Here is a 26,379-nt window from a genome sequence, read left to right on the forward strand (position 1 = left end):
CCGAACACTTCGAGTCATCATGACACTATCTGCCGAGCTCCCCATCCGCGTCGCGGTCTCGACCGTGATCGTCGCGCTGCGCCCGCACCCGGACACCGGGGCCCCGGCGCTCTGGATGCCGCTCGTGCGCCGGGTGGCCGAGCCGTACGAGGGATCATGGGCGCTCCCCGGCGGGTGGGTCCGGCCGGACGAGGGGCTCGAGGACTCCGCCGCCGCCCGCCTCCGCGAGACCACGAACGTCCAGCCGCGCTACCTCGAGCAGCTCTACGCCTTCGGCGACGTCGACCGCTCACCGAGCCGCGTCGTGTCGATCGTGTACTGGGCCCTCGTCCACCCGGACGAGGCGAGCACGGTGCCGGACGACTGGAACGTGCGGTGGTTCCTCGCCGACGAGCACCCGCCGCTCGCGTTCGACCACGACCGCATCGCCGAGTACGCGCTCTGGCGCCTCCGCAACAAGATGTCGTACTCCCGGATCGCGCAGGCGTTCCTGGGGGACCGGTTCACCCTCGCCGAGCTCCGCGGGGTGTACGAGGCGGTGCTCGGGCGTGCGCTCGACCCCGCGAACTTCCGTCGTCAGGTCGAGAAGACCGACGCGATCCTGCCGACGGACGAGACCACGAGCGGGGGTCGGCACCGTCCGGCTCGGCTGTACCGCTCGAACCCCGACCTCGCCTACGCGGACAACGGCCCGCTGCAGCAGGGCAAGAAGCCGTAGAACCGAAGGAACGCCCGTGTCCATCGCCACCACCATCGAACTGATCTCCAACGGTCAGGCCGCCGGCAGCACCTGCACGCCCGACCTCGCGATGCCGACGTGGGACTTCGACGCCCGACCCGGGTACGGACCCGGGTCGTCGATGTCCGACGTCATCCCCACCTCCGCGCCCCGGCAGGGCGTCATCCCGGACGAGTACCGGAACGCGCCGGTCGACGAGCTGCACGAGCGCATCGAGCGCGCGAAGGCGACCCTCGGCGACCGGGTCGTGGTGCTCGGGCACTTCTACCAGCGCGACGAGGTCGTGCGGCACGCGGACTTCCTCGGTGACTCGTTCCAGCTCGCGAACGCCGCGCTGACGAAGCCCGACGCCGAGGCCATCGTGTTCTGCGGCGTGCACTTCATGGCCGAGACGGCGGACATCCTCGCCCGCGACGACCAGCGCGTGATCCTGCCGAACCTCGCCGCGGGATGCTCGATGGCGGACATGGCCGACATCGACAGCGTCGAGGCGGCCTGGGCGGAACTCGAGCAGGTCTACGGCACCGAGCCCGATGCCGACGGCCGGGTGCCGGTCATCCCCGTCACGTACATGAACTCCGCCGCGGACCTCAAGGCGTTCTGCGGGCGGCACGGCGGGATCGTGTGCACCTCGTCGAACGCGGCCACCGTGCTCGAGTGGGCGTTCGAGCGCGGGCAGCGCGTCCTGTTCTTCCCCGACCAGCACCTCGGCCGGAACACCGCCAAGGCGATGGGCATCAGCACCGACCTGATGCCGATGTGGAACCCCCGGAAGCCCCTCGGCGGCAACGACGCCCAGACCCTGCAGGACGCCAGGGTCGTGCTGTGGCACGGCTTCTGCTCGGTGCACCGCCGCTTCACCGTCGACCAGATCGACCAGGCACGCCGCGAGCACCCGGGTGTCCAGGTGATCGTGCACCCCGAGTGCCCGATGGCCGTCGTCGACGCCGCCGACCACGCCGGCAGCACCGACCTCATCCGGAAGACCGTCGCCGCCGCCACCGAGCCGACGACCTTCGCGATCGGCACCGAGATCAACATGGTGAACCGGCTCGCCGCCGAGTACCCGCAGCACACGATCTTCTGCCTCGACCCGGTCGTCTGCCCCTGCTCCACGATGTACCGGATCCACCCGGGCTACCTCGCGTGGGTGCTCGAGGCGCTCGTCGACGGCGAGGTCCTCAACGAGATCGTCGTGCCGGCCGACGTCCAGGCCGACGCCAAGGTCGCCCTCGAGCGCATGCTCGCCGCGAAGCCGCGAGCCTGAACCCCGAGCCTGAACCCCGAGCCTGAACCCCGAGCCTGAACCCCGAGCCTGGAGAACCGAGGAAGCACCCGTGCACGTCGTCATCGTCGGCTCCGGCATCGCCGGACTCACCGCAGCGATCCGCGCGAGCGCCCGCCACGACGTCACCCTGGTGACGAAGGGGACGCTCGCCGACGGGGCGACGGCGTACGCCCAGGGCGGTGTCGCTGTGGCGCTCGGCGCCGACGACTCCGCCGCGCTCCACATCGCCGACACGCACGTGGCCGCCGCGGGCAGCGCCGACGTCCGAGCGGTCGAGGTGCTCTGCACGGACGGTCCCGCGCGGGTGCGGGACCTGCTCGCCCTCGGGGTGCCGTTCGACCGCACCGCTGACCCGGCGAGCCTCGACAAGTACGGTGACGACCTCGCCCGCGGGCGCGAGGCCGCGCACGGTCGGTGGCGCGTCGTGCACGCCGACGGCGACGCGACCGGCGCGGCCATCGAGGCGACCCTCATCGGCGCCCTGCACCGCCGACACGTCACGATCCTCGAACGGACCTGCCTCGCCGACCTCGTCGTCCGGGACGGCGCGGTCGTCGGGGTCGACGTCCTCGACCTGCTCGGCGAACCGCGGCGGATCGACGCCGACGCCGTCGTGCTCGCCTCCGGCGGCGCCGGGCACCTCTACCGCGAGACGACGAACCCGCTCGTCGCGACGGGCGACGGGCAGGCGGCCGCCTGGCGTGCCGGTGCGGTCCTGGCCGACCTGGAGTTCGTGCAGTTCCACCCGACCCGGCTCGCGGTCGCGGGCGGCGGGCTCGTCTCCGAAGCGGTCCGCGGCGAGGGTGCCGTGCTCCGCGATGCCCGCGGGCGCCGCTTCATGACCGACGTCCACCCAGACGCCGAGCTCGCCCCCCGCGACGTCGTCGCCCGGGGCATCGCGGCCGCCGTGCGCGAGCAGGGCGGCGAGCCCGTGCTCCTCGACGCGACCGGCCTCGACCCCGCCTTCCTCGTCCGACGCTTCCCCGGGCTCACCCGCGCCACCCGGTCGGCCGGGTTCGACTGGACCCGCGAGGGCGTCCCGGTCGCCCCCGCCGCCCACTACGCGATGGGCGGGATCGTCACCGACGCCGAGGGACGGACGAGCCTGCCGGGCCTGTTCGCGATCGGCGAGGTCGCCTGCACGGGTGTCCACGGCGCGAACCGTCTCGCCTCGAACTCCCTGCTCGAGGGCCTCGTCTTCGCGGTCCGCGCAGCGGACGCGCTCGCCGTCCCGCGACCAGACCGACTCCGCCTCCGCGGCGACGCGACGCTCCCCGTCGCCAGCGTGACCGGTGCGGTCGAGGCGAGCCGCGCCTCCCGTCCGGCCCGGCCAGGAGGCGCGGCTCGTCCGACCGACAGCACCGCCCTCCGGCAGGCGGTGCAGTCCGTCATGACGGACCGGGTGGGGCTCCTCCGCGACGCGACCGGTCTCGCGAGCGCGCGAGCGGACCTGGCCGCCCTCGTCGCCCCGGCACCGACCGGCGTCCGTGACCTCGAGGACCGGGCGCTCCTCGACCTCGCCCGCATCACCACCGTCGCCGCCGAGGCCCGGACCGAGTCCCGCGGCGCCCACGCCCGCACCGACCACCCCGACACCGACCCCGCAGCCCCCGCGTCCCGCGCGTGGGTCGCCCAGCACGCAGCCGTCCCGCAGGAGGTACCCGCATGACCGTCGACCCCGGCACGATCCCGCCGCACGCCCTCCGGCGCGTCATCGACACCGCGCTCGAGGAGGACGCCCCCTGGGGTGACGTCACGAGCGAGACGCTCATCCCGGCGGACGCCACCGCGACGGCGACCCTCACCGCGCGGGAGCCCGGCGTCCTGAGCGGCGGTGACGTGTTCGTCCAGGTCATGCACGCCGTCGACCCCACGATCGACGCGGTGCTGCACGTGCCGGACGGCAGCCGCTTCGCCGCCGGGGACGTCCTCGCGACGGTGACCGGGCCCGCGCGGTCGGTCCTCCGGGCCGAGCGCGTCGCGCTGAACCTCGCGCAGCGGATGTCCGGCATCGCGACCGCGACGGCGACCTTCGTGGCGGCCGTCGCCGGCACCCGCGCCCGGATCGTGGACACCCGGAAGACCACGCCGGGCCTGCGGGCGCTCGAGCGCTACGCCGTGCGGTGCGGCGGCGGCCACAACCACCGGACGTCGCTGTCCGACGCGGTGCTCGCGAAGGACAACCACCTCGCGGTGCTGCTCGCCGGCGGCATCGGCATCCAGGACGCGATCGCCACGGCGCGCGAACGGCTCGGCCACACCGTCCACCTCGAGGTCGAGGTGGACCGGATCGACCAGATCGAACCCGTCGTCGCAGCCGGGGTCGACACGATCATGCTCGACAACTTCACGACCGACCAGCTCCGGGACGGGATCGCCGTCGTCGCCGGGCGCGCCCTCGTCGAGGCCTCCGGCGGGGTCTCCCTCGACACGGTCGCCGCCATCGCCGCCACCGGGGTCGACGTCATCTCGGTGGGCGCGCTCACCCACTCGGCACGCGCGCTCGACCTCGGCCTCGACATCGACGTGTCCGTCGCCGCGACCGCCGGCGTCTGAGGTGTTCTACCTGGACCGAGCGGCCACGACGCCGGTCCGCCGCGAGGTGCTCGAGGCGATGTGGCCGTACCTGACCGGGACGTTCGGCAACCCGTCCTCCACGCACGCGGTGGGCGACGCCGCCGCACGTGGCCTCGCCGACGCCCGGGCGACGATCGCCGCGGTCCTCGGGTGCCGCCCGGCCGAGGTCGTGTTCACCACCGGGGGCACCGAGGGCGCGAACACCGCGGTGAAGGGGATCGCGCTCGCCGACCCGCGCGGACGCCACGTCGTCACCAGTGCGATCGAGCACGAGGCGGTGCTCGAGAGCTGCCGGTACCTCGAGCGCTTCCACGGGTTCGACGTCACCGTCCTGCCCGTGGACCGCGAGGGCGTCGTCACGCCGGACGTCCTCCGGGCAGGGCTCCGTCCGGACACCACCCTCGTCTCGATCGCGCACGCCGACAACGAGATCGGCACCGTGCAGGACGTGCCGGCGCTCGCCGAGGTCGCGCACGGCGTCGGGGCGCGGTTCCACACCGACGCGGTCCAGTCGGCGCCGTGGCTGCCCGTCGGACTCGACGTGCTCGGCGTCGACGCGGTGTCCGTCTCCGGCCACAAGCTCGGCGCGCCGAAGGGCACCGGGGTTCTCGCCGTCCGGTCCGGCGTGCCGCTCGAACCGCTGCTGCACGGCGGCGGGCAGGAGCGGGGGAGGCGGTCCGGCACCGAGGACGTCGCGGGAGCCGTCGGCGTCGCCACGGCCACGGCGCTCGTCGCCGCGACCCGGGACGACGCGGCCCGGACCGCGACCACCACCCGGGACGCCGTGCTCGACGGCGTGCTCCGGTCGGTCCCCGGTGCGTTCGTCACCGGGTCGCGGACGTCACGGCTGCCAGGGCACGCCTCGTTCTGCTTCCCCGGGGTGAACGGCGAGACGGTCCTGCTCGAGCTCGAGGAGCGCGACGTCGTGTCGTCGTCGGGGAGCGCGTGCGCGGCCGGCAGCACCGAGGCCTCGCACGTGCTGACGGCGCTCGGTCTGTCCGACGACGTCGCCCGGACGGCGCTGCGCCTGACGTTCGACGCCGGTCTCAGCGCGTCGGACGTCCCGGTGGTCGTCGACACCGTCGCGACCGCGGTCGGGACGGTCCGCGCGCTCGCTTGAACCCCGTCAGGGTGTACTAGACGTTCTACTCCATGAGTGGGGTGGTGTCCCCCCTTTTGCGGACCGACGAAGTGCGTCAGAGTGTTCACATGGCAAACGCGATGACGACTCGGGTCCGGCAGGAGGACCACTTCCGGGCGGTCCAGCTCCTCCCTGCACCCGCGACCGTCGTGGCGCTCGTCCTGGCCGCGCAGCATGACCTCGGCACCGCCCCGCTCGGGCTCATCGCCGTCGTCGGAGCCCTCGCGACCCTCGGGAGCGCCCTGCTCCCCATGGTCCGCCCCGCCGCGGCCCGACGGTCGATGCCCGCACCGACCGAGACAGACCGGTACCGAGAGGACACCGAACACCCTTGAGGACCAGCACCGTCGCGTCCGACCCCCTGCGGACGCCACGGTGCGACGAGCCGGACCAGGCCCCCTGACCTCGGTCCGGCGCGGGGCACGACACCCCCTGATCCGTCGTGCTCCGCAGCACCTGTGACCCGTCGTGGGCACGGGCGCCGCTTCCCCTGTGCGACGCCCGGAACCCCTGTGCCCACGGCGGGTCCGGGTGCGCCGCGCCAACGCGCACGAGCGCCCGAACGCTCGTGCGCGGCGGCAGCGGCGGCATCGGCGGCGCGCGCTAGCGTGGGCCCGTGCCCTCGTACCGCGTGACCCTCGCCGTCGGTGCGCTCGCGGCCGACACCGCCCCTGATGCCGTGCTGCCGACCGCCGCCGGGCTCGTCGCCGAGCTCGTGGTGGTCGAGGCCCGCGACGTCCGGCTACTGCGCGGTGTCCCGTGCGCCGTCGTCCGGTTCGAGGCGCCGTCCGACGACGTCGCCGAGGCCGTCGCGGAGCACACCGCCACCGGTCTGCGCACGACGGCCGAGGTGCGGTCCGTCGTGGTCACCCGCCGTGACGGCGGTCGCTGGACCCCGATCGCCTGAGGAGCGCCGGGAGGCTCGTCGTCATCGCGTGACCGGCGCGACCGTCCCCGGCCACACGTAGTCGAGGTCGTCCGGCACGTCCGGGAACAGCGGTCGGTAGTGCTCCGGCGCCTTCTGCACGAGCTTCGACCGGTGTGAGCGGTGGACGGCGGGGTCAGCGTTCCACGGCGGCACCGGGTACTCGTCACGCTCGTACGCCGCCAGGTCCGCGGGGACGAGCGCGAGGTCCGCGAGGGTCTTCGCGAGGCACGTGTCGGCGTGTCCGCGCTCGGTCCAGACGTCGCAGGTGGCCCGCTGGTACGCCATGAGTGCCGGTCGGTAGCCCCGCCACATCGCCGTGACGGGGTGGTGCTGCCAGCCGTAGTCCGGCAGCGTCAGTGCCCGCATGACCTGCAGCGTCTCGACGCGCTGCTTGCCGAGGCGCCGGTCGTCGAGGGCCTCGGCCGAGGCACGGAAGTCCGGGTACGGCAGGAACGTCTGCATGGCGCGGACGGTACGCGGCGCCCCTGGAACCCGACACATGCCGTCACACGCCGACCGCCGGGACCGCGGTCGTGTGAGCATCGACCCCATGAGCGGAGAACTCGTCGTCGGCGTCAGTGGCAGCCCCTCGGACCCCTCGCGGACGTCCACCCTGGTGGCGGCGACGGTGGCGCGCCTCGGGGAGGAGATCGACGACGCCCGCACCGAGACGATCGAGATCGGGCCGCTGCTCGCCGACCTCGGTGCCTCGCCGTCCCGCGAGGCGATGTCGGACCGCACCCGCCGCGCACTCGAGACCGTCGAGGCGGCGGACGTCCTCGTCGTCGGCAGCCCGGCGTTCCGCGCCGCCTACTCGGGCGCGTTCAAGCTCTTCTTCGACTGGATCGGGCAGTACGACCTCGTCGACACCCCGGTGCTGCTCACCGCGACCGGCGGGAGCGATCGGCACGCCCTGCTCGTCGAGCACCAGATGCGCCCGCTGTTCGGCTTCTTCCAGTCGACCACGCTGCCCATCGGCGTCTTCGGCAACGAGCGCGACTTCACCAAGCGCGACGGCGGCTACGACATCGCGAACGTCGACCTCGAGCTCCGCATCGACCAGGCCGTCCAGCGGGCGCTGCCGCTCATCCGCGGGGGCTTCGCCACCGCCGCCACGACCGACGTCCGGCGCCCCGCCGACTTCTAGCGCCCCGTCCGGGCGTACCTGGTCGATTCGGGCGTACCTGGTCGAACGTTCCGACCGAGTACGCCCGGAACGACGTTCCATCGCGCGCGTTCTGGGAAGAACCGGGCGCCGGGCGCCGGGCGCCCGGGTGTCAGGCGCGGGGTACCGGGCACGGACGCGGCCGTGCGTGGGACGGGAGGCGCGGTGCGGGCCCGACCCGCGCCTCCTGGACCCGACTCAGCCGACGAGCGACGCGACGTGCGCGACCGCCAGGCGGTACCCGTCGGCCCCGGCCCCGGCGATGACCGCCGTCGCGGCCGTCGCGACGTGGTCGACGTGCCGGAACGGCTCGCGCTTCCACGTGTTCGACAGGTGCACCTCGACCACCGGGACCGACAGCGCCTCGACCGCGTCGTGCAGCGCGACCGAGGTGTGTGCGTAGCCGGCCGGGTTGATGACGACGGCGGCGAAGTCGTCGAGCGCCTCGTGCAGCCACTCGACCAGCTCGCCTTCGCGGTTCGTCTGCCGGAAGTCCGCCTCGAGCCCGTGCACCGCGGCCTCGGTGTGCACGATCGCCTCGATCTCGGCGAGCGTCACCGTGCCGTACTGGTCCGGGTCGCGCCGACCGAGGATGTCCAGGTTCGGGCCGTTGAGGACGAGGATGCGCGACTGCTCGGTCATGCGGTGAGCCTACCGAGGGCCGTGGTCGCCACGCGCGCGGATGCATGCCTCGGCTATGTGAACGGTCACAAAGCGGTGTAACGTTCCCGTCCGGATCGGCAGAGTTGTCGATCGCAACACATCGACGTGGAGTGTGAATGGTTCTCGCTGCAGCGAACAACGGGATCCGGCTCGATCTGGGCTGGGTCGACTACCTGATGATCATCGTGTACTTCGCGGTGGTCATCGGCATCGGGTTCACCGCCCGCCGGCAGGTCCGGACGAGCATGGACTTCTTCCTCTCGGGGCGCTCGATGCCGGCGTGGATCACGGGCCTCGCGTTCGTGTCCGCGAACCTCGGTGCGACCGAGATCCTCGGCATGGCCGCCAACGGTGCCCAGATCGGCATGGCGACCCTGCACTACTACCTGGTCGGCGCCGTGCCCGCGATGGTGTTCCTCGGGCTCGTGATGATGCCGTTCTACTACGGGTCGAAGGTCCGCTCGGTGCCGGAGTTCATGCTCCGCCGCTTCGGCAAGGCCCCGCACCTGGTGAACTCGATCGCGTTCGCGGTGTCGAACGTGCTCATCGCCGGCATCAACCTGTACGCGATGGCCATCGTCATCGAGGCGATGCTCGGCTGGCCGGAGTGGCTCGCGATCATCGTGTCCGCGGGCTTCGTGCTCGTCTACATCACCCTCGGTGGGCTCTCGAGCGCCATCTACAACGAGGTCATGCAGTTCTTCGTGATCATCGCCGGGCTCATCCCGCTGACGATCGTCGGCCTGCACCGCGTCGGCGGCTGGGACGGCCTGTCGAAGGCCATCACCGAGACCCAGGGCGTGCAGCACCTGCAGGCGTGGGCCGGCACCGGCTTCGGCGACGTGACCAACCCGATCGGTGCGAACTGGCTCGCGATCGTGCTCGGCCTCGGGTTCGTCCTCGGCTTCGGCTACTGGACGACGAACTTCACCGAGGTGCAGCGCGCGTTCTCGGCGAAGAACATGTCCGCCGCCCGTCGCACCCCGCTCATCGCGGCGATCCCGAAGCTCTTCATCCCGGCCATCGTCGTGATCCCGGGCCTCATCGCCGCCGCGGTCGTCGGCAACCAGTTCGCCTCGGGCGCCCTCGACTACAACGACGCCATCCCGAAGCTCATCCAGATGTACCTGCCCACGGGCGTGCTCGGCGTCGCGGTCACCGGCCTCCTCGCCAGCTTCATGGCCGGCATGGCGGCGAACGTGTCGTCGTTCAACACCGTCTTCACGTACGACATCTGGCAGCGCTACATCAAGCCGAACATGCCCGACGTGCACTACCTGAAGACCGGTCGCTGGGTGACCGTCGTCGGCGTCCTCGTCGGCATCGCGACCGCGTTCATCGCCGCGCAGGCGTCGAACATCATGACCTACATGCAGACGCTGTTCTCGTTCTTCAACGCGCCGCTGTTCGCCGTGTTCATCCTCGGTCTGCTCTGGAAGCGGATGACGACCGCCGGTGCGTTGTGGGGGTACGTCCTCGGCATCGTGGCGCCGACCGTCACGTGGATCGCGTACCTCGTCAACCCGGACCTGTTCGCCACCGCGACCGCCGAGACCCTCTACGGCGCGATCATCTCGTTCGTCACCGTGCTGGTCGTCGGGTTCGTCGTGTCCATGCTGACGAAGCCGAAGGACGAGCGGGAGCTCGGAGGACTCGTGTACGGCGTCGGCAAGATCGACCTGCACGGCGACTCCGTCGCGACCGACACGGCCTGGTACCGCTCCCCGGCACTGCTCGGCACCGTCGCACTGATCCTGTGCGTCGTCCTCTACCTCCCGTTCCTCTAGGCCCGCGCTGACCCGCGAAGGAGATCTCCCATGAGCGACACCACCACCGCCATGACCGAGGAGCAGAAGGCAGCCCTCGTCCGTTCCACCCGTCGACTCGACCTGCGCAGGATCCTCGGCGGCCTGTTCGTCGTCTACGGCGTCATCACCACGATCGTCGGCATCGTCCACTGGGACACCGACGCGCAGAAGACCGGCGGCATCCACATCAACCTCTGGGTCGGACTGTCGATGCTCGTCGGCGGGCTGCTCTTCTTCCTCTGGGACCGGCTGGCCCCGGTCCCGGCGGAGGACATCATCGGCCAGGCCGAGGCGGAGGCGGACCAGAAGGCCGCCGGCGAAGGCCGCGACCACTGACCAGGCTGCGCTGATCGACGGACGGGAGGCGCGGTGCCGGCTGGCACCGCGCCTCCCGTCCGTCTCACATGCGGTCGGCGTGGATCCGGGACGCACGGACCGGTTGCTTCGCCGGTGGAACGGTTGCGCTCCGGCTCCGCGCGCGCCAGGTTGGGCAGGACGAAAGGATCTCCCGTGGACACGATGGTCTTCATCAACCTGCCCGTCGCCGACCTCGAACGATCGAAGGCGTTCTACGAGGCCCTCGGCTACTCGATCAACCCCGCGTTCAGCGACGACACCGCGGCGTGCGTCGTGGTGAGCGACACGATCTGCGTCATGGTGCTCACCCACCCGAAGTTCGCCGAGTTCACCACGAAGGCCATCGCCGACGCGGACACGATCGAGGTGATCAACTCGCTGAGCGCCCCCTCGAAGGACGAGGTGCACCGGATCGTCGACGCGGCGGTCGGCGCCGGCGGGACCGAGGACCGCCCCGAGATGGACCTCGGCTTCATGTACCAGCGGAGCTTCCTCGACCCCGACGGCCACCGCTGGGAGTACGTGTGGATGGACCAGCAGGCGGTCGAGGACGGCCCGCCCGCCGCATGACCGGGGGACGGGTGTCGGCGGCGACGGCCAGGATGGTGCCATGAGCTCCGAGCACGTCGCCGCACCCCCGTCCGACCTCGTCGTGGGTGACGACGGCCTCGCCCGGCCCGTGTGGGCGTCGAGCGACGCACTGCTCCGCGACTACTACGACACCGAGTGGGGCATGCCGGTGCGCGACGAGCGTGGCGTGTTCGAGCGGCTGTCGCTCGAGGCGTTCCAGTCCGGGCTCTCGTGGCGGACGATCCTGGCGAAGCGCCCCGCGTTCCGCGCGGCCTTCGCGGACTTCGACGTCGACACGGTGGCGGCCTTCGGCGAGGACGACGTCGCACGGCTCATGGCGGACGCGGGGATCGTGCGGAACCGGGCGAAGATCCTCGCGACGATCACGAACGCGAACGCCACGATCGCCCTGCGGCAGGACGGCGGCCTGTCGGACTTCGTGTGGTCGTTCCGGCCCCGGGCGACGCCGGAACCGGTCACCTTCGCCGACGTCCCGACGACCTCGGACGAGTCCGTCGCGCTGTCGAAGGCGCTCCGGAAGCGCGGCTTCGCGTTCGTCGGACCGACCACGATGTTCGCGCTGATGGAGGCGCTGGGCATCGTCGACACGCACCTCGTGGGCAGCCATCGGCGCGGGACCTCCGGCGTCTGGGCCTGACCCCGTCGGGTCCGGGCGAGCAGGGCTAGGGTCGCCCCATGAGCTCCGAGAACCCGCGCGTCCGCCCCGTGCACCCGGTCGGGTCCGAGGTGGTCGAGGTGCCGCTCGACGCCGAGGTCCCGACGCCCGAGCCGACCGGCGACGCCGATGCCCGCACCCCGGCGCACGACCCCGCCGAGGTCCGCATCGCGTTCCTGTTGTTCCCGGGCCTGACGCAGCTCGACCTGACCGGGCCCGCGCAGGTGCTGTCCCGCGTCCCCGGGGCACGCGTGGAGTACGTCGCGGCGACCCTCGACCCGGTCCCGAGCGACTGCGGCCTGTCCCTCGTGCCGACCACGACCATCGCGGACGCGAGCCCGGCGGACGTGCTGGTGGTCCCCGGTGGCGACGGAGCCTTCGACGCGATGCTCGACCCGGCGGTGATCGGCTTCGTCCGGCGCGAGGCCGAGCGGGCGACCTGGGTGACCTCGGTCTGCACCGGTGCCTTCGTCATCGGCGCGGCCGGGCTGCTGGCCGGCAAGCGTGCGACGACGCACTGGGCGTCGAAGCCGATGCTCGCGGCGTTCGGCGCGCAGCCCGTGGACGACCGCGTGGTCGACGACGGGGCGATCGTCACCGCGGCCGGGGTCAGCGCCGGCATCGACATGGCGCTGTGGCTCGCCTCCGAGCTCGCCGGGCGCCCCGCGGCCGAGGCCATCCAGCTCCAGATCGAGTACGACCCCCAGCCACCGTTCGACGCCGGCTCTGCCGTCCGCGCGGACACCCGGGTGGTGACGGCCGCCCGTGCCGCCGCCGAGGAGTCCCGTGGCGAGCGCGTCGCACGCGCCGCTGCGGCCGTGATGCGCTGAGTCAGTCGAGCGGCAGGCGCATCTGCGTCGCGGTCACGCCGTAGCCGAGATGCTCGTACAGCTCCTGCGCACCGGTGTTGTAGCCGAAGACGTTCAGGCCGATCGAGCGGGCTCCGTGTGCGCGGGCGGCCTCGTGCGCGAGCTCGAGTGCCCGGCGGGCGTGTCCACGGCGCCGGTACGGCTCGTGGATCTCGACGTCGAACACCCACCACTCGGCGCTGCCCGGGGCGAACGGCCCGATCCAGAGGTACCCGACGACGTCTCCCACGCCGTCGGTGACGTCCCAGACGAGGTGGTCCGGCAGCGGCGCACCGTCCGGGAACCACTTGTCGAGGGACTCCTGCTTGTTCGCTTCGGCGCGCTCCCGGGTCTCGCCGGCGCGCATCCGGGAGGCGACGTACTCGGTCATCGTGCTCTCGAGCCAGCCGGGCAGCCGCTCGGTCGGCATCGGGACGAGGTGCGTGTCGGTCACCGGTTGCCCTTCGACCCGCGCTTCGGCTTGCCCTTCATGCCGCGCTGGACGCGGCCGCGCCCGGTCGAGTTCTTCCCGCCGCCGCTCTTGCCACCGGTGCCCTTGGTGGCGCCCCGCTTCGCGACCGTCTTCGCGTTCGACGGTGCGGCCTTGCCGCCGCCCTTCGCCGGACGCGACCCGGTCTTCTCGTCCGGAGCCGCGCCTCCGGGCTGGTCCTGCTCGCCCCGCGAGCTGTTCGCGGTGCGTCCGCGCACGACGCCGATGAACTCCTCGGTCGTGTCGGTCGCGTCCTCGGTGCGCCAGACGAGCACGATCCGGGTGCCGGACGAGCCGACGAGCGTGCGGCTGACGAGTTCCTTGCGGCTCGCGGCTCGGAAGAGCGACTGGGGGAGGACGGCCACGCCGACGTTCGCCTCGACCAGGTCGAGGGTGGCGTCGACGTCGGCCGGCACCGGGCCGGGGTCCACCACGTGGACGTCGGTCGCGGCGAGGTCGACCTCGCCGAGGTCCGCGAGCGGGGAGTCCTTCGGCATCGCGACGACGGCGGTCTCGGTCCAGAGCGGGATGGCGTTGTGCACGTCGGAGACGGGGACCCGGGCGAAGACCATGTCGGCCTCGCCGGCGAGTGCGGCGTCGACCTCGTCCGCGCCGATCGGGCGGAGTCGGAGCTCGATCGTGGGGAAGCGTTCGCGCCAGACGCGGGCCCACTTCGCAGGGGACACCCCCGGCACGAAGGCGATGGTGAGTGCCGCGGTCATGCAACCGAGCATAGGGGCCGTACCCTTGTGTCCATGGCGCAGGAACAGACCATGAAGCCTGAGACGGCCGCGAAGAAGCTCGGCATCCTGCTGGCGGCCGCCCCGGAGACCTTCCGGGACGCGCCGATCAGCCGGACCGCGTTCGACGAACTCCGCACGGAACCCCCGACCTGGCTCGAGGACCTCCGTCGCGACGGACCGCACCCGCGACCCGTCGTGGCGCAGAAGCTCGGCGTGTCGATCTCCGGGTTGACCCGTGCGGGCATCGACGAACCGCTCACCACGGCCGAGATCAAGACGCTGCTCGAGCAGAAGCCCGAGTGGCTCGTCCGCGAGCGCGCGACCCAGGCCGCGGTGCACGCCGAGAACGCCCGCGTGAAGCAGGAGCGTGCCGCCAAGGCCGCTTCCCGCGCCGAGGACTGACCCGACCCCGCACCACCCCGCCGCCCGAGGACACGCCGTGCACGAGACCGTCGCCGACGCCATGCTCGTCGTGCCGCAGTTCGCGTCGGTGTGCTGCGTCGTGGGGGACCGGTACCGACCGCGCCCCGGCGTGATCGTGCCGGCGGCGGTGATGCTCGTCGCGATGCTCCTGCCCGTCGTGCACGCCGGGGCGGTGTGGACGCTCCTCGCAGCCACGGTGCTGCTCCTGCTCGCGCCGCTGCCGGTCATGCGCCGCCGCCGCGCCGACGGCCGCCGTGCCGAGCCGATGGACGTCCACCGTGCACTGTCGGCGGTCGTGATGTCGGGCATGCTCCTGATGGGGCACGCCACCGGTCTCGCCGACGACCACGCGGCGCACGGCATCGCGCTCAGTGCGGTGCTCGGCGCGGGCGTCATCGGCTACTGCGCCTTCAGCGGGTGGCTGCTCCGGTACGAGTGGGCACGGGACGACCGCCGAGCCGTCCGGAGCGGCGAGGTCTTCGCGATGACCGTCGCGGTCGTCGGCATGACGCTCGCGATGTAGTGACGTCGTTCAGGCCCCGGTGATCCGGTCCTTCGCCTCGTGGATCGTGTCCGTCGGCACGGGCGGGACACCGCGACGGATGCCCCGGACCCCGACCGCGGCGAGGACGGCGGTCACGACCGCGAACACGACGAGCGTGACCCCGGTCGCCGCCCACACGGGCAGCGCGAGGGCGAGCAGCGCCACCACGAAGCCGGCGAGCAGGACGAGCGTCGTCAGCGCGAAGGCCACGGCGACGCCGGTCAGCACGAGTCCGGACTTCGCACCGCTGACCCGCTCACCGATCTCACGTCGTGCCGATGCGACCTCGTCGCGGACAGCACGCAGCACCGGCTCGAGCGCCTTCTGCACGAGCCCGGCCGTGACGGTGTCACGGAAGGACGGCTTGCCGGTGGTCGTGTCGTCGTGGTCGGTGCTCATGGTGTCTCCAGTTCCTGGGGCGCGATCGTCCGCGCCCACCAGGGTGACGCGTCGGAGGTGGTGGTCGTCACAGGGGCGGTCCGCATGTTCGGCGGGTTCCCAGGAGCGGCGGGTTCCCAGGAGCGGCGCGGACGGGGAGGTTCCGTCCGGCGCGTGACGGTTCCGGTTCGCGGATCCCGAGGATCGCGAACCGGAACGGTCACACACCGAGAAGACCACGGTCTTGCCATGCGCTGGCGGGCCTGCCGGACGCGCTGACGTGTGGGGCGCGGACGTGTCGACGCGCGGTCGTGCGGGGGCGCGGTAGCGTCGAGCCGTGTCCGATCGCCACGTCCGCCGCCCCGACCCCGTGCCGCGCCTCGACGAGGTCGACGAGCGGATCCTCTGGACCCTGGCCGCCGACGCCCGCATCCCGAACAACCGGCTGGCCGCCGCGGTCGGCATCGCACCGTCGACGTGCCTGACGCGGGTCCGGGCGCTCGAGGACGCCGGGGTGATCCGCGGCTACCGGGCCGACGTCGACGTGGCCCGGCTCGGCTTCGCGATCGAGGCGATGGTCTCGGTGCGGGTGCACGCCGCCGCACGCCACGAGCTCCGGGACTTCGCGAAGCGCCTGCTCCGGGTGCCCGTCGTGCAGGACGTGTCGTTCCTCGCGGGCGACAAGGACTTCCTCGTGCACATCGCGTGCACGTCGACCGAGCAGCTGCGCGACTTCGTGGCCGACGAGCTGAGCGGCGACCCGTCGGTCGCGACGACGCAGACGAACATCGTGTTCGAACGGCTCGTCGCGGACCGTGCGCAGCAGGGCCGCTCGTTCGACGAGCTCCGGCGCTGGCGGGCCTGACCCGAGAGCCTCTGACCGGGGCGGCTCAGCGCGTCCGGGTCATCGGGAGGTGCGGGATCCCGTCCTCGTTGAAGTCGGCGCCCGAGCGCACGAACCCGAAGCGGGCGTACCACTGCTCGAGGTGTGCCTGCGCGTCGATCGCGATGCGCGCCGACCGTGCCTCGGCGATCGCGGCCTCCATCAGGCGCGAGGACAGACCCTGCCCCCTGGCGGCCTTCGCGGTGGCGACCCGGCCGATGCGCTCGGTCCCGTCCTCCTCGCGCAGGAGCCGGAGCGTCGCGTCGACCGAGCCCTGTCCCGCCCAGAACTGCAGCGTCCCGGGCTCGAGGTCGCGGCCGTCGATGTCCGCGTAGGCGGCGGCCTGCTCGACCACGAACACGTCCTGCCGGAGGCGCAGGATCTCGTGCAGCGTGACGACGTCCAGGTTGCGCGTGGGGGCGTTGAAGATCGAGACCAAGACCGGCCTTTCCTGACGATTTCTTCCGAAACGGGATGCGATCCGGAACCGAGTGGCGTACATTGCCGGACAACCACTCTACGTGCGCAGCCGAGATCAGGAGGTGAGCGCATGGACCAGCCGTTGCGCGCACCCTGGCGCGTGGTGCTCCGGTACGTCGTGTTCGGCGTCGGCATCGCGGCTGCCCTCGTGCTGCTCTCGCTCGTCCTCGGGGCGCGACCTGCCTCGGCGGCGTCCGCATCGACGCCCGCGCAGTCGCACGACCGCAGCCTGGTCGGCGGGGCCGTGGACGGCCTCGGCGACACGGTCCACGGGGTCGCCGGCGGGGTCGGGCACACCGTGGAGCGGGTCGTCGATCCGGTCCGGACGGCTGTCGCACCTGCCGCTCCGGCCCCGGCCGCACCGACGCACGCCGCCCCTGCCGCACCGACGCACGCCGCTCCCGCCGCGCCCGCTCCCGCCGCGCACGCGCCGGCTCCCGCCCTGCACGCGCCCGCCTCCGCCCAGTCGTCGAGCCCCGCTCCGGCAGCACCCGCACCCGCAGCGGCCCCCGCCCCGACCTCGGCCGCACACGCCGCGCCGGCAGACACAGCGCCCGCGGCGCCGACCGACACGGCGCCCGCGGCGCCGACCGGCGCGACCACCGCCGGGCCGCAGGCCGGACCCGGGGAGGCGAGCAGCGCCTCCAGGCCCGTCACCGACACGGTCGCGCGGGTCCTCGATCCCGTCACCGGCACCGTCCGGACCCTCGCCGACGCGCGCCCCGTCACCACCGTCGTGCACACGCTCGACGGCGTGGTCGGCGGCGTCCCGGTCGTCCGCTCCGTGCTCGGTGACGACACCCTCGGGACCGTCACCGGCCCGGTCGTCGGACTCGTGGACGACACCCTCGGCGGCGTCGGCGCGGTCGTCGGCTCGGTCCCGCAGGTCGTCACCGACCTGCCCCCGACGGTGGACGGCGTCCTGCCGGGAGGCGCGGATCCCGTCGTCGACGTCCCCACCGGCCCGGTGGGCGGCGGGTCCACGACCCCCGTCGCGTCCGTCCCGCCGCTGACGGCCTCCGCACCGCACACCGCGGCTGCCGGCGCCCGGGCCGTCGTCCCCGAACCTGCCGCGCACCGTCCCGCGTCCGGCGGCTCCGTGTCCGCGGACCCGACGGCCGCGGCCTCGGCCTCGGCGTCGACCGTTCGGGACGCGACGTACGGCGGGCGGGCACTCCTCGTCCCGGTGGGGCACGGCGTCACGTTCGACGGCCCCGCGGACCCCTCCGGAGCGGGTGCCCTCGGCGGCAGCGCTGCCGGTTCCGCCGGGTCGGCAGCAGCCGTCGGCATCGTCGGTTCCGACGACCAGGTCTCCCTCGCCGCGGGGTCACGCGGCACCCTCTCCGACGACGCCGTCCCCGCGTCGGTCGTCGGCGAGCACGACGTCGCCCCTGACTGAGATCGGTGCGCCTGTCCGGCACGGCAGGCACGCACCACCGGCCGCCTCCCGCGGTCGGCCCACATCTCATCTCGATCAGGGAGCAACGATCATGAACAAGTACGTCTCGAGAGGGCTCTGGTTCGCCCTCTTCGTCGGCGGTCTGACGCTCGGGGGTGCGGTCGCGGCGAACGCGGCGACGACCTCCGGTGCGGACGGCACCGCCTCGGGCACGCAGGTGGCGCCGTCGATCGACGCGCCGGTGTCCGCGACCGGCAACGCACTCGGGGTCCTCGGGGACGCCGTGTCGTCGGTCACCCGACCCGCAGCGCCGGCGACTCCGGCCGCACCGTCGTCCTCGGCTCCGGCTCCTGCCGCGTCGCCGTCCACGTCGGGCGCTGACGGCATCGCGTCCGGGACCCAGGTGGTGCCCGCGGTGACCGCGCCCGTGCAGGTCTCGGGCAACGCGATCGCGGTCGGTGGCGACGCTGCCGCTGCCGCAACACCCGCTGCTGCCCCGGCTGCTCCGGCTGCTCCGGCTGCAGCACCCGCCGCGGCGCCGACGACCTCCGGCTCGGACGGCACGGCGTCGGGCACGCAGGTCGCGCCGGTGGTGGCCGTCCCGGTGACGGTGTCGGGCAACGGCATCGGCCTCGTCGGCGACGGCACCTCGGTAGGGGCAACCGCTCCGGCGACCGGGACCAGGACGTCGACCGCGGGTGGTTCGACCTCCGGGTCGGACGGCACGGCCTCGGGCACGCAGGTGTCCCCGGTGGTGTCGGTCCCCGTGACGATCGGTGGGAACGGCATCGGCCTCGTCGGTGACGGGACGAGCACGGGTTCGACGAGCCCGGCGACCGGGACCACGACGCCGACCGCTGGTGGTTCGACCTCCGGCAGCGACGGAGTGCTCTCGGGGACGCAGGTCCTCGGTCCGGTCGCGGTGCCGGTGACGGTGTCGGGCAACGGCATCGGGCTGCTCGGCGACGGCACCTCGACCGGGGCAGCGACCCCGGCGACCGCGACGACCACACCGGCCGCGGGTGGTTCCACCTCGGGTGCGGACGGCACGGCCTCGGGCACGCAGGTGTCGCCGGTGGTGTCGGTCCCGGTGACCATCGGCGGGAACGGCATCGGCGTCCTCGGCGACGGCACGAGCTCGGGTTCGGGCTCGTCCGCCCCGACCAGCGGGACCACGACGCCCACCACGGGAGAATCCACCTCCGGTGACGGGGGACTCCTGTCGGGCAGCCAGGTCACGCCGGTCATCAGCCTCCCGATCACCGTCGGCGGCAACGGGATCGGCATCGTGGGCGACGGCACCAGCACCACCACCACGCCCGGTGGCGGCACGACCCCCGGTGGCGGCACCGACCCCGGTGACGGCACGACGCCCGGTGGCGGCACCGACCCCGGTGACGGTACGACGCCCGGTGGCGGCACCGACCCCGGCGACGGGACCACACCCGGTGACGGCACCACGCCCGGTGACGGCACGACGCCCGGCGGCGGCACCGGCACCGGCGCCGGCGACGGCACCACACCCGGAACGGTGACCGCCCCCGCGACGGTGACCGACGTCGCCGCGGTGACCAGCGCCTCCCGGACCGCGACGCTCGTCGCCACCACGACCGGCACCGCGACCGTCGCCCAGGCCGCCGCGGACGGGCCGGGCACGCAGCCGGCCCTGGCGTACACGGGAGCGCCGTCGCCGGCCCTCCCGGCGGCCCTCGCCCTGCTGCTGCTCCTCGCCGGAGCGGCGACCATGGTGCTGCGCCGGCAGCACTGACGTCGGGCGGACCGTGAGGGGCACCGTGCCGCGGTGCCCCTCACACCCGAGTCCGCGGACAGCTGGACGCATGCCGAAGGCTGCCTGGGAGCCGACAATGGTGAACCTGTGCGGAGCAGAAGCGCCTCCGGGGCCGCCCGGCAGCGGGGCAGCGCCACGATGAGAGCGTGTTCCACGACCTCCTGCGCATCCCCATCACGGGCTCCAACGTCCTCGTGCCGGTCGACGTCATCGCCGCCGCACTCGTCGTGTGGGCGCTCCTCGCCCGGCCGAGGTCGCTCGGCCGGGTGCTCGTCCGGGTCGCCGCCCTCGTGGTCGGTGCCGCCGTCGGGCTGGCGCTCGTCTGGTGGTTCGGGGACGTCCAGGACGCGTTCGGTGTCGCCTTCACCCCGGTGACCCGCATGTGGGTCGCCTTCGCGTGTGCCGGCCTGCTGCTGCTCGTCGTGCTGCTCGTGCAGGGTGGCTGGACCGGTCGGGTGGTCGCGGTCGCCGCGGCCGCGAGCCTGCTGCTCGCGGCGGGGCTCGGGGTCAACGTCGACTTCGGCTTCTACAAGAACGTCGAGCAGGCCATCGCGACGAACCCCTACAAGACCCGGGACCTCGCCGAGCGCAACCCGACGGTGCAGCGGCTGGTCGACCTGCACGACTGGCACGCACCCGCGGACATGCCGAAGCGGGGCGAGACCTTCAGCGTGAAGATCCCCGGCACGATCTCGCACTTCCACGCACGGAAGGCCGTCGTCTGGCTGCCGCCGGCCGCCCAGGTGCAGAACGCTCCGGCGCTCCCCGTGCTCGTGGCGCTCTCCGGGCAGCCCGGCGAGCCGTCGGACCTCTTCCAGACCGGGAACATGGGGCAGTACCTCGACCGGTACGCTGCAGCCCACGACGGCCTCGCGCCGATCGTCGTCGCGCCGGACCAGCTCGGCGCGCCGAACCGCAACCCGATGTGCGTCGACTCCCGGCGCCTCGGCCGCAGTGAGACCTACGTCATGACCGACACCGTCGACTGGATCCGCAAGCACCTCGCGGTCGCCACCGCGCCCTCGGGATGGGGCGTCGTCGGGTTCTCCGAAGGGGCGACGTGCGCGATGCAGTTCTCGTCGGCCCACCCGGACGTCTTCGGGTCGACCCTGGCGATCTCCAGCGAGCTCGCACCGAAGAACGGCAGCCTGCAGCACACCATCGCGGTCGGGTTCGACGGGTCCCGGTCGGCGTACGACGCGGCGACGCCGATCGCCGAGATGCGCGCGCACGGCCGCTACGCCGACCACCTCGTCGTCTTCGGGGTCGGTGGCGACGACGCCCCGTACAAGGCGTCCACCGCCACGCTCCGGGCAGCGGCCGAGGCTGAGGGCATCAGCACGCAACTGGTCGTGTCGCCGGGCTCGGCGCACGACTGGAACACCGTGCGGTACGTCCTCGCGCACGGTCTGCCGTCGGTGCTCGCGCACCTCGGTCTCCCCGCGAACGGTCCGCTGTGAGCGCCGCCACCGGCAGGGTGTCCCAGGCGGTGTCGACCGTCCGCCGCCTCGTCGTGACGCGTCCGGTCACCACCGCGATCGTCGTCCTGGTGCTCGCGACCTCGACGCTCGCGTTCGTCCTCCGCCTGCAGCACGGCGCGCAGGCGACGGTGTTCGGGCCGTTCCGCGTCTTCGCCGCCTCGACCGGCGTCCTCGCCCTGCTGATGACGCTCGCCGGGGTGGTCGTCCTCGTCGGGTCGTCGGAGCGGCTGATGGGATCGTGGCGGACGGCGCTGGCGTTCGTGGTGACGACGATCGTGGGCACGGGGATCGCCGCGTTCGCCGTGCTCGTCGACCTCGACGGTCGGGGTGCGGTGCCGATGGTGCTCGGCCGGGCCACGAGCTTCGACCCGTGGACCGCCATCGTCGGCACGGTCGTCACCGCGAGTGCCTTCGCGGGCACACTGTGGCGCCGCCGGATCCGGGTGAACGCGCTGGCCGTGGTGGCCGCGCTGCTGCTGTACGCCGGGCACGTCTCCGACCTGTCCGCCGTCCTCGCCGCGGCCGCCGGCTGGGTGCTCGGCGAGCTCCTCCGCCGCACCCCGAAGCGGCAGGGCTGGGTGCGGAGCTCGCACCGCGAGACCCGGGTGCTGCTCGGCACCGCCGTGCTCGTGTCCGCCGTCGGCCCGGTCATCGCGCTCGTCTCCCGCGCGCGCGTCGGGCTCCTCGCGCCGATCGCCGCGGTCGTCGGCCAGGGGCCGGTGTCGCCCGTGCGGGGCTGCCGGTCGGACGGGGTGCCGGGGGAGTGCCTCCGCGGCCTCCTCACGTTCCACACGACGAGCCCCTGGACCCTCCTGCTCGCCGTGGCGCCGCTCCTCGTGCTCGTCGTCGGCGGCCTCGGACTCTTCCGCGGCAGCCGGTTCGCGGTGTGGCTCGTGGTGGTCGTCGACACCGTGACCGCCGTCGCCGCGGCGATCACGTACGGCCTCGTCCCGGGGCGCACCGTCGCGCTGCACGGCGTCCAGGACCCATTCGTCACGGACGTGTCGATCGTCGCGTCCATCGTCGTCCCGCTCGGCACCGCCGTCGTCCTCGTCCTGCTGCGGCGGTCGTTCACGGTCCTCACCAGTCGACGCCGTGTCGTGACCTTCGCGGTGACCGTCGGGGCGGCGGCCATCGGCCTCGTCGTCGTGGTGCTCGTGGTCGCGGCGTCGTCGGCGCACCACGTCGAGGACCCGCTGCGCCTGGCGCTCGCCGTGCTCGGACCCCTCGCGCCGGTCAGCTCGTGGGACCGGCTGCCGTCCCTCGACCACGCGCTACGGCTCGTGCTCGGGCTGAGCGGACCGGTGCTCTGGACGGTCGTGGCGATCGCCGCCGTCCGGCCGACCGGCGCCGTCGAGCCCGACGCGGACGCCGACGCGACGCACGCCGACCGCGAGCGCGCCCGGGCCCTGCTCGTCGCCGGCGGCGGGGACGCCTTCGGCTGGATGACGACCTGGCAGGGGAACGCCTACTGGTTCGCCGAGGACGGTCGCGCCGGCGTCGCCTTCCGCCGGAACGGCCGGGTCGCGGTGACGGTCGGCGGGCCGTTCGGCTGGCCCGACGCGCGAGCGGCCGCGATGACCGCCTTCGCCCGGTGGTGCGACGACAACGGGTGGACCGCGGTGTTCTACGGGATCGGTGCGGAGACGGCCGGTGTCCTCACGGCGCAGGGGTGGGGCACCCTCCCCGTCGCCGAGGACGCCGACTTCGACCCCCGCACCTGGACCACGAGCGGGAAGAAGAAGCAGGACGTCCGGACCTCGGTGAACAAGGCGGCACGCGAGGGCCTCACCGCCACCTGGTCGAGCTGGCAGCAGCTGCCGGCGGCCACCACGAGGCAGATCGAGGCCATCTCGGAGGAGTGGGTCGCCGAGCGCGAGCTCCCCGAGATGGGCTTCACCCTCGGCGGGGTCGACGAGATGCGCGACCCCGCCGTGCGCACCCTCGTCGCGCAGGACGAGGAGGGCACCGTCCTCGCGGTCACGAGCTGGCTGCCCGGGCACCGCGACGGCCGGGTCGTCGCCTGGACGCTCGACGTCATGCGTCGCACGCCGGCCGCTCCGAACGGGGTGATGGAGTTCCTCGTCGCGAGTGCCGCCGACCGGATGCGCGAGGACGGGATCGAGCGGCTGAGCCTGTCGGCCGCGCCGCTCGCCCAGGCCGCCGAGAGCGCCCAGCCGGCGGACGGCGCGCAGAGCCTGCTCGACCTCGTCGGCGGCGTGCTCGAGCCGGTGTACGGGTTCCGGTCGCTGCTGCGCTTCAAGCAGAAGTTCGGTCCCGACCTGCACCCGCTCGTGCTCGCCTACCCGGACCCCGTCGCGCTGCCGTCGATCGGGATCGCCGTGGTCCGCGCGTACCTGCCCGACCTGTCGCTCCGGCAGGCGGTGGCGCTGGCCCGCGGACGCGGCTGAGCGCGCCACGCGGGGCCGGGAGGCGCGGCGGTGGCCCGCCCCGCGGCCCACGGCACCGACCGGGGGACGCGGGCCGTGTGGACCGGCCGCACCGCGCCTCCCGGCCCGCAGGCGCGGGCGCGCGACGTCCGGTTACGTCCGCGGAACCGGCGCAACGTGTCCGTCACCTGGTTGGGGTATCGTTCCCGGTACGCAAGCGCTCCGGGGTCGGTGCAAGTCCGAACCGGTGGTGACAGTCCACGAACTGATGACGGGTGCGAACCCGGCAGAGGTTGACCCGGTGGGATTCCGGGACCGACGGTGAAAGTCCGGATGGGAGGCGCGCTGGCGGACGACACGTGACCACGCAGGTGGTGCGTCCGTCCGTCGATGCCGACGATCGTCGAACACCCCCGGAGTCCCGTTGAGAGGACACCAGTGTTCACCGGCATCATCGAGGAACTCGGCACCGTCACCGCCGTCGAGCAGCACGGCGACTCCGTCGCGCTCACCGTCCGCGGGCCCATCGTGGTCCAGGACGCCCGACACGGCGACTCCATCGCGACGAGCGGCGTCTGCCTGACCGTCGTCGATCAGACCCCGGAGACCTTCACGGCCTTCGTGATGAAGCAGACGCTCGACATGAGCGCACACGGGGCGCTCGCCGTCGGCGACCGGCTCAACCTCGAGCGTGCTGCCTCGGTCGGCGACCGGCTCGGCGGGCACATCGTGCAGGGGCACGTCGACGGCACCGCCACCGTCCTCGAGACCGCGGACGGCGACGGCTGGCGGCGCGTCCGGTTCTCGCTCGCGCCGGACCTCAGCCCCCTGGTCGTCGACAAGGGCTCGATCGCGATCGACGGCGTCTCGCTGACGGTCAGCGCCGTGTCCACCGAGGACACCCCGGCCGCGGACGCCTGGTTCGAGGTCAGCCTCATCCCCGAGACGCTCGAGGCCACGACCCTCGGCGCGCGCGTCCCGGGGGACCGCGTGAACATCGAGACCGACGTCCTCGCCCGGCACGTCCGGCGGATGCTGCGGCTCGACGCCGCGGTGCGGCCGCTCGAGACGGCTGCGCTCGGCCAGGAGGCACGGTGATGGTCGCCGGGGCACGTCCGGTCCCGCAGGCGGCCACGCCCGGCGCCCTCGGGCTGTCGACCGTGGACGAGGCGATCGCCGCCATCGCGGCCGGGCGTCCGGTGATCGTCGCCGACGACGAGGACCGTGAGAACGAGGGCGACGTCATCCTCTCCGCCGAGCTCGCCACCCCCGAGTGGATCGCCTGGACCGTGGCGCACTCGTCCGGCTTCATCTGCGCGCCGGTGAGCGTCGAGATCGCCGACGCCCTCGACCTCCCGCAGATGGTCGTCCACAACGAGGACGTCCGCGGGACCGCCTACACCGTCACCGTCGACGCCGCGGTCGGCGTCACGACCGGCATCAGCGCGCACGACCGTGCCCGCACGTTGCGTGTCCTCGCCGACCCGGCGTCCGTCCGCGACGACCTGCACCGCCCCGGGCACGTCGTCCCGCTGCGGGCGCGGCCGGGCGGCGTCCGCGAGCGTGCGGGGCACACCGAAGCAGCGATCGACCTCGTCACCGCCGCGGGGCTGCGCCCCGCCGCGGCGATCTGCGAGATCGTCGACGAGGACGGCAGCATGATGCGCCTGCCGGGACTCCTCGGACTCGGGGCACGCGCCGGCGTGCCCGTCATCACCATCGCCGCACTCGCCGAGTGGCTGGACGCGGCAGACCGGGCGGCGGCGGAGTCCGCACCCACGGAAGGAACAGCACGATGAGCGGAGCAGGCGCGGCGGAACGCGACCACGTCGACGGCAGCGGCATCCGGGTGGCGATCGTCGCCGGGCAGTGGCACGACGAGATCGCCGGCGGCCTCCTCGCCGGGGCGCAGCGCGAGGTCGAACGCCTCGGTGCCTCGGCAGAGGTCATCCCCGTCCCTGGCAGCTTCGAGCTGCCCGTCGTCGCCAAGGCCGCCCTCGAGGCCGGCTTCGACGCGGCGGTCGCCCTCGGCGTGATCATCCGCGGCGGCACCCCGCACTTCGAGTACGTCTCGGACGCGGCGACCAGCGGACTCACGCGCGTCGCGATCGACACCGGCAAGCCGGTCGGCTTCGGCGTGCTGACCCTCGACGACGAGCAGCAGGGCATCGACCGTGCCGGGCTGCCCGGCTCGAAGGAGGACAAGGGTGCCGAGGCCGTGCACGCCGCCGTGTCGACGGCGGTGACCCTGCGCCGGCTGCGCGTGCTCGCGTAGCCGACCCGCGCCTCCTGGCCCCCCGCCGGTGGGTTATCGAACCACGTTTCCGACATCGAACAGCGGGTCGCGCCCGGTGCGATGTCGGAAACCTGGTTCGACGCTGCACGCCTGGACGACGAACGGCCCCGCACCTCGAGAGGTGCGGGGCCGTGCGTGTGCGGTGGTGCTGGCTACCGCTTGCCGAACACGTGGATCGGCAGGAAGAAGGAGAGGCACATGAGCAGGACGCCGCCCATGAAGATGAACGCCTGACCCGAGCTCACCTGGAACGCGAAGCCGAACAGGTACATCGAAACCAGCAGCAGCAGGATCGAGAAAACAGCGGCGATGACGCGGCCCAC

General features: G+C 73.2%; 29 protein-coding genes, 1 pseudogene and 1 riboswitch. Of the genes and pseudogenes, 23 read left to right on the forward strand and 7 right to left on the reverse strand.

Features of this window, described 5'->3' with window-relative positions; genetic code table 11:
- Window positions 1–19 precede the first annotated feature (19 nt).
- The 7 genes from ACQXVK_RS11195 to ACQXVK_RS11225 all read left to right on the forward strand — a co-directional run bounded on the left by ACQXVK_RS11195 (window position 20) and on the right by ACQXVK_RS11225 (window position 6,652).
- Window positions 20–718: an NUDIX hydrolase gene (locus tag ACQXVK_RS11195; protein WP_402269183.1), complete on the forward strand. Its 699-nt coding sequence runs from the start codon at window positions 20–22 to the stop codon at window positions 716–718.
- A 16-nt stretch (window positions 719–734) separates the two neighbouring features.
- Window positions 735–2,006 (forward strand): quinolinate synthase NadA, encoded by a 1,272-nt coding sequence (nadA, locus tag ACQXVK_RS11200; protein ID WP_416394836.1) that lies wholly within the window; start codon window positions 735–737, stop codon window positions 2,004–2,006.
- Window positions 2,007–2,076: 70 nt separating this feature from the next.
- Window positions 2,077–3,696 carry an L-aspartate oxidase gene (nadB, locus tag ACQXVK_RS11205; RefSeq protein ID WP_430853609.1) on the forward strand — a complete coding sequence of 540 codons (1,620 nt, stop codon included), beginning with the start codon at window positions 2,077–2,079 and terminating at the stop codon, window positions 3,694–3,696.
- Window positions 3,693–4,583 (forward strand): carboxylating nicotinate-nucleotide diphosphorylase, encoded by an 891-nt coding sequence (gene nadC / locus ACQXVK_RS11210; protein WP_430853610.1) that lies wholly within the window; start codon window positions 3,693–3,695, stop codon window positions 4,581–4,583. Before nadB ends, nadC begins: the two co-directional genes overlap by 4 nt.
- Before the next feature lies 1 nt (window position 4,584).
- Complete coding sequence (locus ACQXVK_RS11215; RefSeq protein ID WP_022908248.1) at window positions 4,585–5,724, forward strand: cysteine desulfurase family protein; 1,140 nt, start codon at window positions 4,585–4,587, stop codon at window positions 5,722–5,724.
- Window positions 5,725–5,813: 89 nt separating this feature from the next.
- Window positions 5,814–6,080 (forward strand): hypothetical protein, encoded by a 267-nt coding sequence (locus tag ACQXVK_RS11220; protein ID WP_148287045.1) that lies wholly within the window; start codon window positions 5,814–5,816, stop codon window positions 6,078–6,080.
- A gap of 281 nt (window positions 6,081–6,361) precedes the next feature.
- Window positions 6,362–6,652, forward strand: coding sequence for a hypothetical protein (locus tag ACQXVK_RS11225; RefSeq protein WP_022908246.1), 291 nt, complete (start codon window positions 6,362–6,364; stop codon window positions 6,650–6,652).
- Between the two features lie 21 nt (window positions 6,653–6,673).
- Here ACQXVK_RS11225 and ACQXVK_RS11230 read toward each other — a convergent pair whose 3' ends face one another.
- A complete protein-coding gene (locus ACQXVK_RS11230) occupies window positions 6,674–7,135 on the reverse strand; it encodes an MSMEG_6728 family protein (RefSeq protein WP_430853611.1) in 462 nt (153 codons plus the stop codon).
- An 88-nt stretch (window positions 7,136–7,223) separates the two neighbouring features.
- Here ACQXVK_RS11230 and ACQXVK_RS11235 point away from each other — a divergent pair, with 88 nt between their 5' ends.
- On the forward strand, window positions 7,224–7,820 hold the full coding sequence (locus ACQXVK_RS11235; protein WP_430853612.1) for an NAD(P)H-dependent oxidoreductase: 597 nt from the start codon (window positions 7,224–7,226) through the stop codon (window positions 7,818–7,820).
- A gap of 216 nt (window positions 7,821–8,036) precedes the next feature.
- On the opposite strand, the gene aroQ is transcribed toward ACQXVK_RS11235, so the two are convergent.
- Entirely contained in the window at window positions 8,037–8,480 is a 444-nt protein-coding gene (gene aroQ, locus ACQXVK_RS11240) for a type II 3-dehydroquinate dehydratase (RefSeq protein ID WP_402269197.1), read from the reverse strand.
- Window positions 8,481–8,617: 137 nt separating this feature from the next.
- Here aroQ and ACQXVK_RS11245 point away from each other — a divergent pair, with 137 nt between their 5' ends.
- From ACQXVK_RS11245 to ACQXVK_RS11265, 5 genes are all read left to right on the forward strand, one after another.
- Complete coding sequence (locus ACQXVK_RS11245) at window positions 8,618–10,288, forward strand: sodium:solute symporter family protein (protein WP_022908242.1); 1,671 nt, start codon at window positions 8,618–8,620, stop codon at window positions 10,286–10,288.
- A 30-nt stretch (window positions 10,289–10,318) separates the two neighbouring features.
- Window positions 10,319–10,645: a hypothetical protein gene (locus ACQXVK_RS11250; protein ID WP_430853613.1), complete on the forward strand. Its 327-nt coding sequence runs from the start codon at window positions 10,319–10,321 to the stop codon at window positions 10,643–10,645.
- 183 nt (window positions 10,646–10,828) lie between these two features.
- Window positions 10,829–11,236: a VOC family protein gene (locus ACQXVK_RS11255; RefSeq protein WP_416394892.1), complete on the forward strand. Its 408-nt coding sequence runs from the start codon at window positions 10,829–10,831 to the stop codon at window positions 11,234–11,236.
- 40 nt (window positions 11,237–11,276) lie between these two features.
- Window positions 11,277–11,894 (forward strand): DNA-3-methyladenine glycosylase I, encoded by a 618-nt coding sequence (locus ACQXVK_RS11260; protein ID WP_022908239.1) that lies wholly within the window; start codon window positions 11,277–11,279, stop codon window positions 11,892–11,894.
- A gap of 38 nt (window positions 11,895–11,932) precedes the next feature.
- Entirely contained in the window at window positions 11,933–12,742 is an 810-nt protein-coding gene (locus ACQXVK_RS11265; protein WP_430853614.1) for a DJ-1/PfpI family protein, read from the forward strand.
- 1 nt (window position 12,743) lies between these two features.
- Here ACQXVK_RS11265 and ACQXVK_RS11270 read toward each other — a convergent pair whose 3' ends face one another.
- A complete protein-coding gene (locus ACQXVK_RS11270) occupies window positions 12,744–13,214 on the reverse strand; it encodes a GNAT family N-acetyltransferase (RefSeq protein WP_430853615.1) in 471 nt (156 codons plus the stop codon).
- Window positions 13,211–13,972 (reverse strand): LysR family transcriptional regulator substrate-binding protein, encoded by a 762-nt coding sequence (locus ACQXVK_RS11275; RefSeq protein WP_430853616.1) that lies wholly within the window; start codon window positions 13,970–13,972, stop codon window positions 13,211–13,213. Before ACQXVK_RS11275 ends, ACQXVK_RS11270 begins: the two co-directional genes overlap by 4 nt.
- Before the next feature lie 33 nt (window positions 13,973–14,005).
- Here ACQXVK_RS11275 and ACQXVK_RS11280 point away from each other — a divergent pair, with 33 nt between their 5' ends.
- Both ACQXVK_RS11280 and ACQXVK_RS11285 read left to right on the forward strand, forming a co-directional pair.
- Window positions 14,006–14,395, forward strand: coding sequence for a DUF5997 family protein (locus tag ACQXVK_RS11280; protein WP_022908236.1), 390 nt, complete (start codon window positions 14,006–14,008; stop codon window positions 14,393–14,395).
- Between the two features lie 37 nt (window positions 14,396–14,432).
- Window positions 14,433–14,939 (forward strand): hypothetical protein, encoded by a 507-nt coding sequence (locus ACQXVK_RS11285; protein WP_022908235.1) that lies wholly within the window; start codon window positions 14,433–14,435, stop codon window positions 14,937–14,939.
- Between the two features lie 9 nt (window positions 14,940–14,948).
- Here the strand turns inward: ACQXVK_RS11285 and ACQXVK_RS11290 are convergent, their stop codons facing one another.
- On the reverse strand, window positions 14,949–15,359 hold the full coding sequence (locus ACQXVK_RS11290) for a phage holin family protein (RefSeq protein WP_402269207.1): 411 nt from the start codon (window positions 15,357–15,359) through the stop codon (window positions 14,949–14,951).
- Between the two features lie 316 nt (window positions 15,360–15,675).
- Between ACQXVK_RS11290 and ACQXVK_RS11295 the strand changes: the two genes are divergently transcribed.
- Window positions 15,676–16,203: an Lrp/AsnC family transcriptional regulator gene (locus tag ACQXVK_RS11295; RefSeq protein ID WP_022908233.1), complete on the forward strand. Its 528-nt coding sequence runs from the start codon at window positions 15,676–15,678 to the stop codon at window positions 16,201–16,203.
- 25 nt (window positions 16,204–16,228) lie between these two features.
- Here ACQXVK_RS11295 and ACQXVK_RS11300 read toward each other — a convergent pair whose 3' ends face one another.
- The gene (locus tag ACQXVK_RS11300; RefSeq protein ID WP_022908232.1) at window positions 16,229–16,660 is read right to left on the reverse strand and encodes a GNAT family N-acetyltransferase; all 432 of its coding nucleotides are present in this window, start codon (window positions 16,658–16,660) and stop codon (window positions 16,229–16,231) included.
- 111 nt (window positions 16,661–16,771) lie between these two features.
- Between ACQXVK_RS11300 and ACQXVK_RS11305 the strand changes: the two genes are divergently transcribed.
- From ACQXVK_RS11305 to ribH, 7 genes and pseudogenes are all read left to right on the forward strand, one after another.
- Window positions 16,772–18,100, forward strand: coding sequence for a hypothetical protein (locus tag ACQXVK_RS11305; RefSeq protein WP_430853617.1), 1,329 nt, complete (start codon window positions 16,772–16,774; stop codon window positions 18,098–18,100).
- A gap of 91 nt (window positions 18,101–18,191) precedes the next feature.
- Window positions 18,192–19,868: a chaplin family protein gene (locus ACQXVK_RS11310; protein WP_430853618.1), complete on the forward strand. Its 1,677-nt coding sequence runs from the start codon at window positions 18,192–18,194 to the stop codon at window positions 19,866–19,868.
- A 167-nt stretch (window positions 19,869–20,035) separates the two neighbouring features.
- Entirely contained in the window at window positions 20,036–21,349 is a 1,314-nt protein-coding gene (locus ACQXVK_RS11315; RefSeq protein ID WP_416396273.1) for an alpha/beta hydrolase, read from the forward strand.
- Entirely contained in the window at window positions 21,346–23,781 is a 2,436-nt protein-coding gene (locus ACQXVK_RS11320) for a bifunctional lysylphosphatidylglycerol flippase/synthetase MprF (protein ID WP_430853619.1), read from the forward strand. Before ACQXVK_RS11315 ends, ACQXVK_RS11320 begins: the two co-directional genes overlap by 4 nt.
- 193 nt (window positions 23,782–23,974) lie before the next feature.
- Window positions 23,975–24,109: riboswitch (FMN riboswitch) on the forward strand.
- Between the two features lie 89 nt (window positions 24,110–24,198).
- On the forward strand, window positions 24,199–24,858 hold the full coding sequence (locus ACQXVK_RS11325; RefSeq protein ID WP_430853620.1) for a riboflavin synthase: 660 nt from the start codon (window positions 24,199–24,201) through the stop codon (window positions 24,856–24,858).
- Window positions 24,858–25,526, forward strand: a pseudogene (gene ribB / locus ACQXVK_RS11330) (3,4-dihydroxy-2-butanone-4-phosphate synthase); the annotation flags it as partial. The gene ACQXVK_RS11325 and the pseudogene ribB, both read left to right, overlap by 1 nt.
- Before the next feature lie 29 nt (window positions 25,527–25,555).
- Window positions 25,556–26,035, forward strand: coding sequence for a 6,7-dimethyl-8-ribityllumazine synthase (gene ribH, locus ACQXVK_RS11335; RefSeq protein ID WP_022906225.1), 480 nt, complete (start codon window positions 25,556–25,558; stop codon window positions 26,033–26,035).
- A gap of 173 nt (window positions 26,036–26,208) precedes the next feature.
- Here ribH and ACQXVK_RS11340 read toward each other — a convergent pair whose 3' ends face one another.
- Entirely contained in the window at window positions 26,209–26,379 is a 171-nt protein-coding gene (locus ACQXVK_RS11340) for a hypothetical protein (RefSeq protein WP_022906224.1), read from the reverse strand.

The sequence above is a fragment of the Curtobacterium sp. AB451 genome (assembly GCF_050585845.1).
In the GTDB taxonomy this organism is placed as follows: Bacteria; Actinomycetota; Actinomycetes; order Actinomycetales; family Microbacteriaceae; genus Curtobacterium.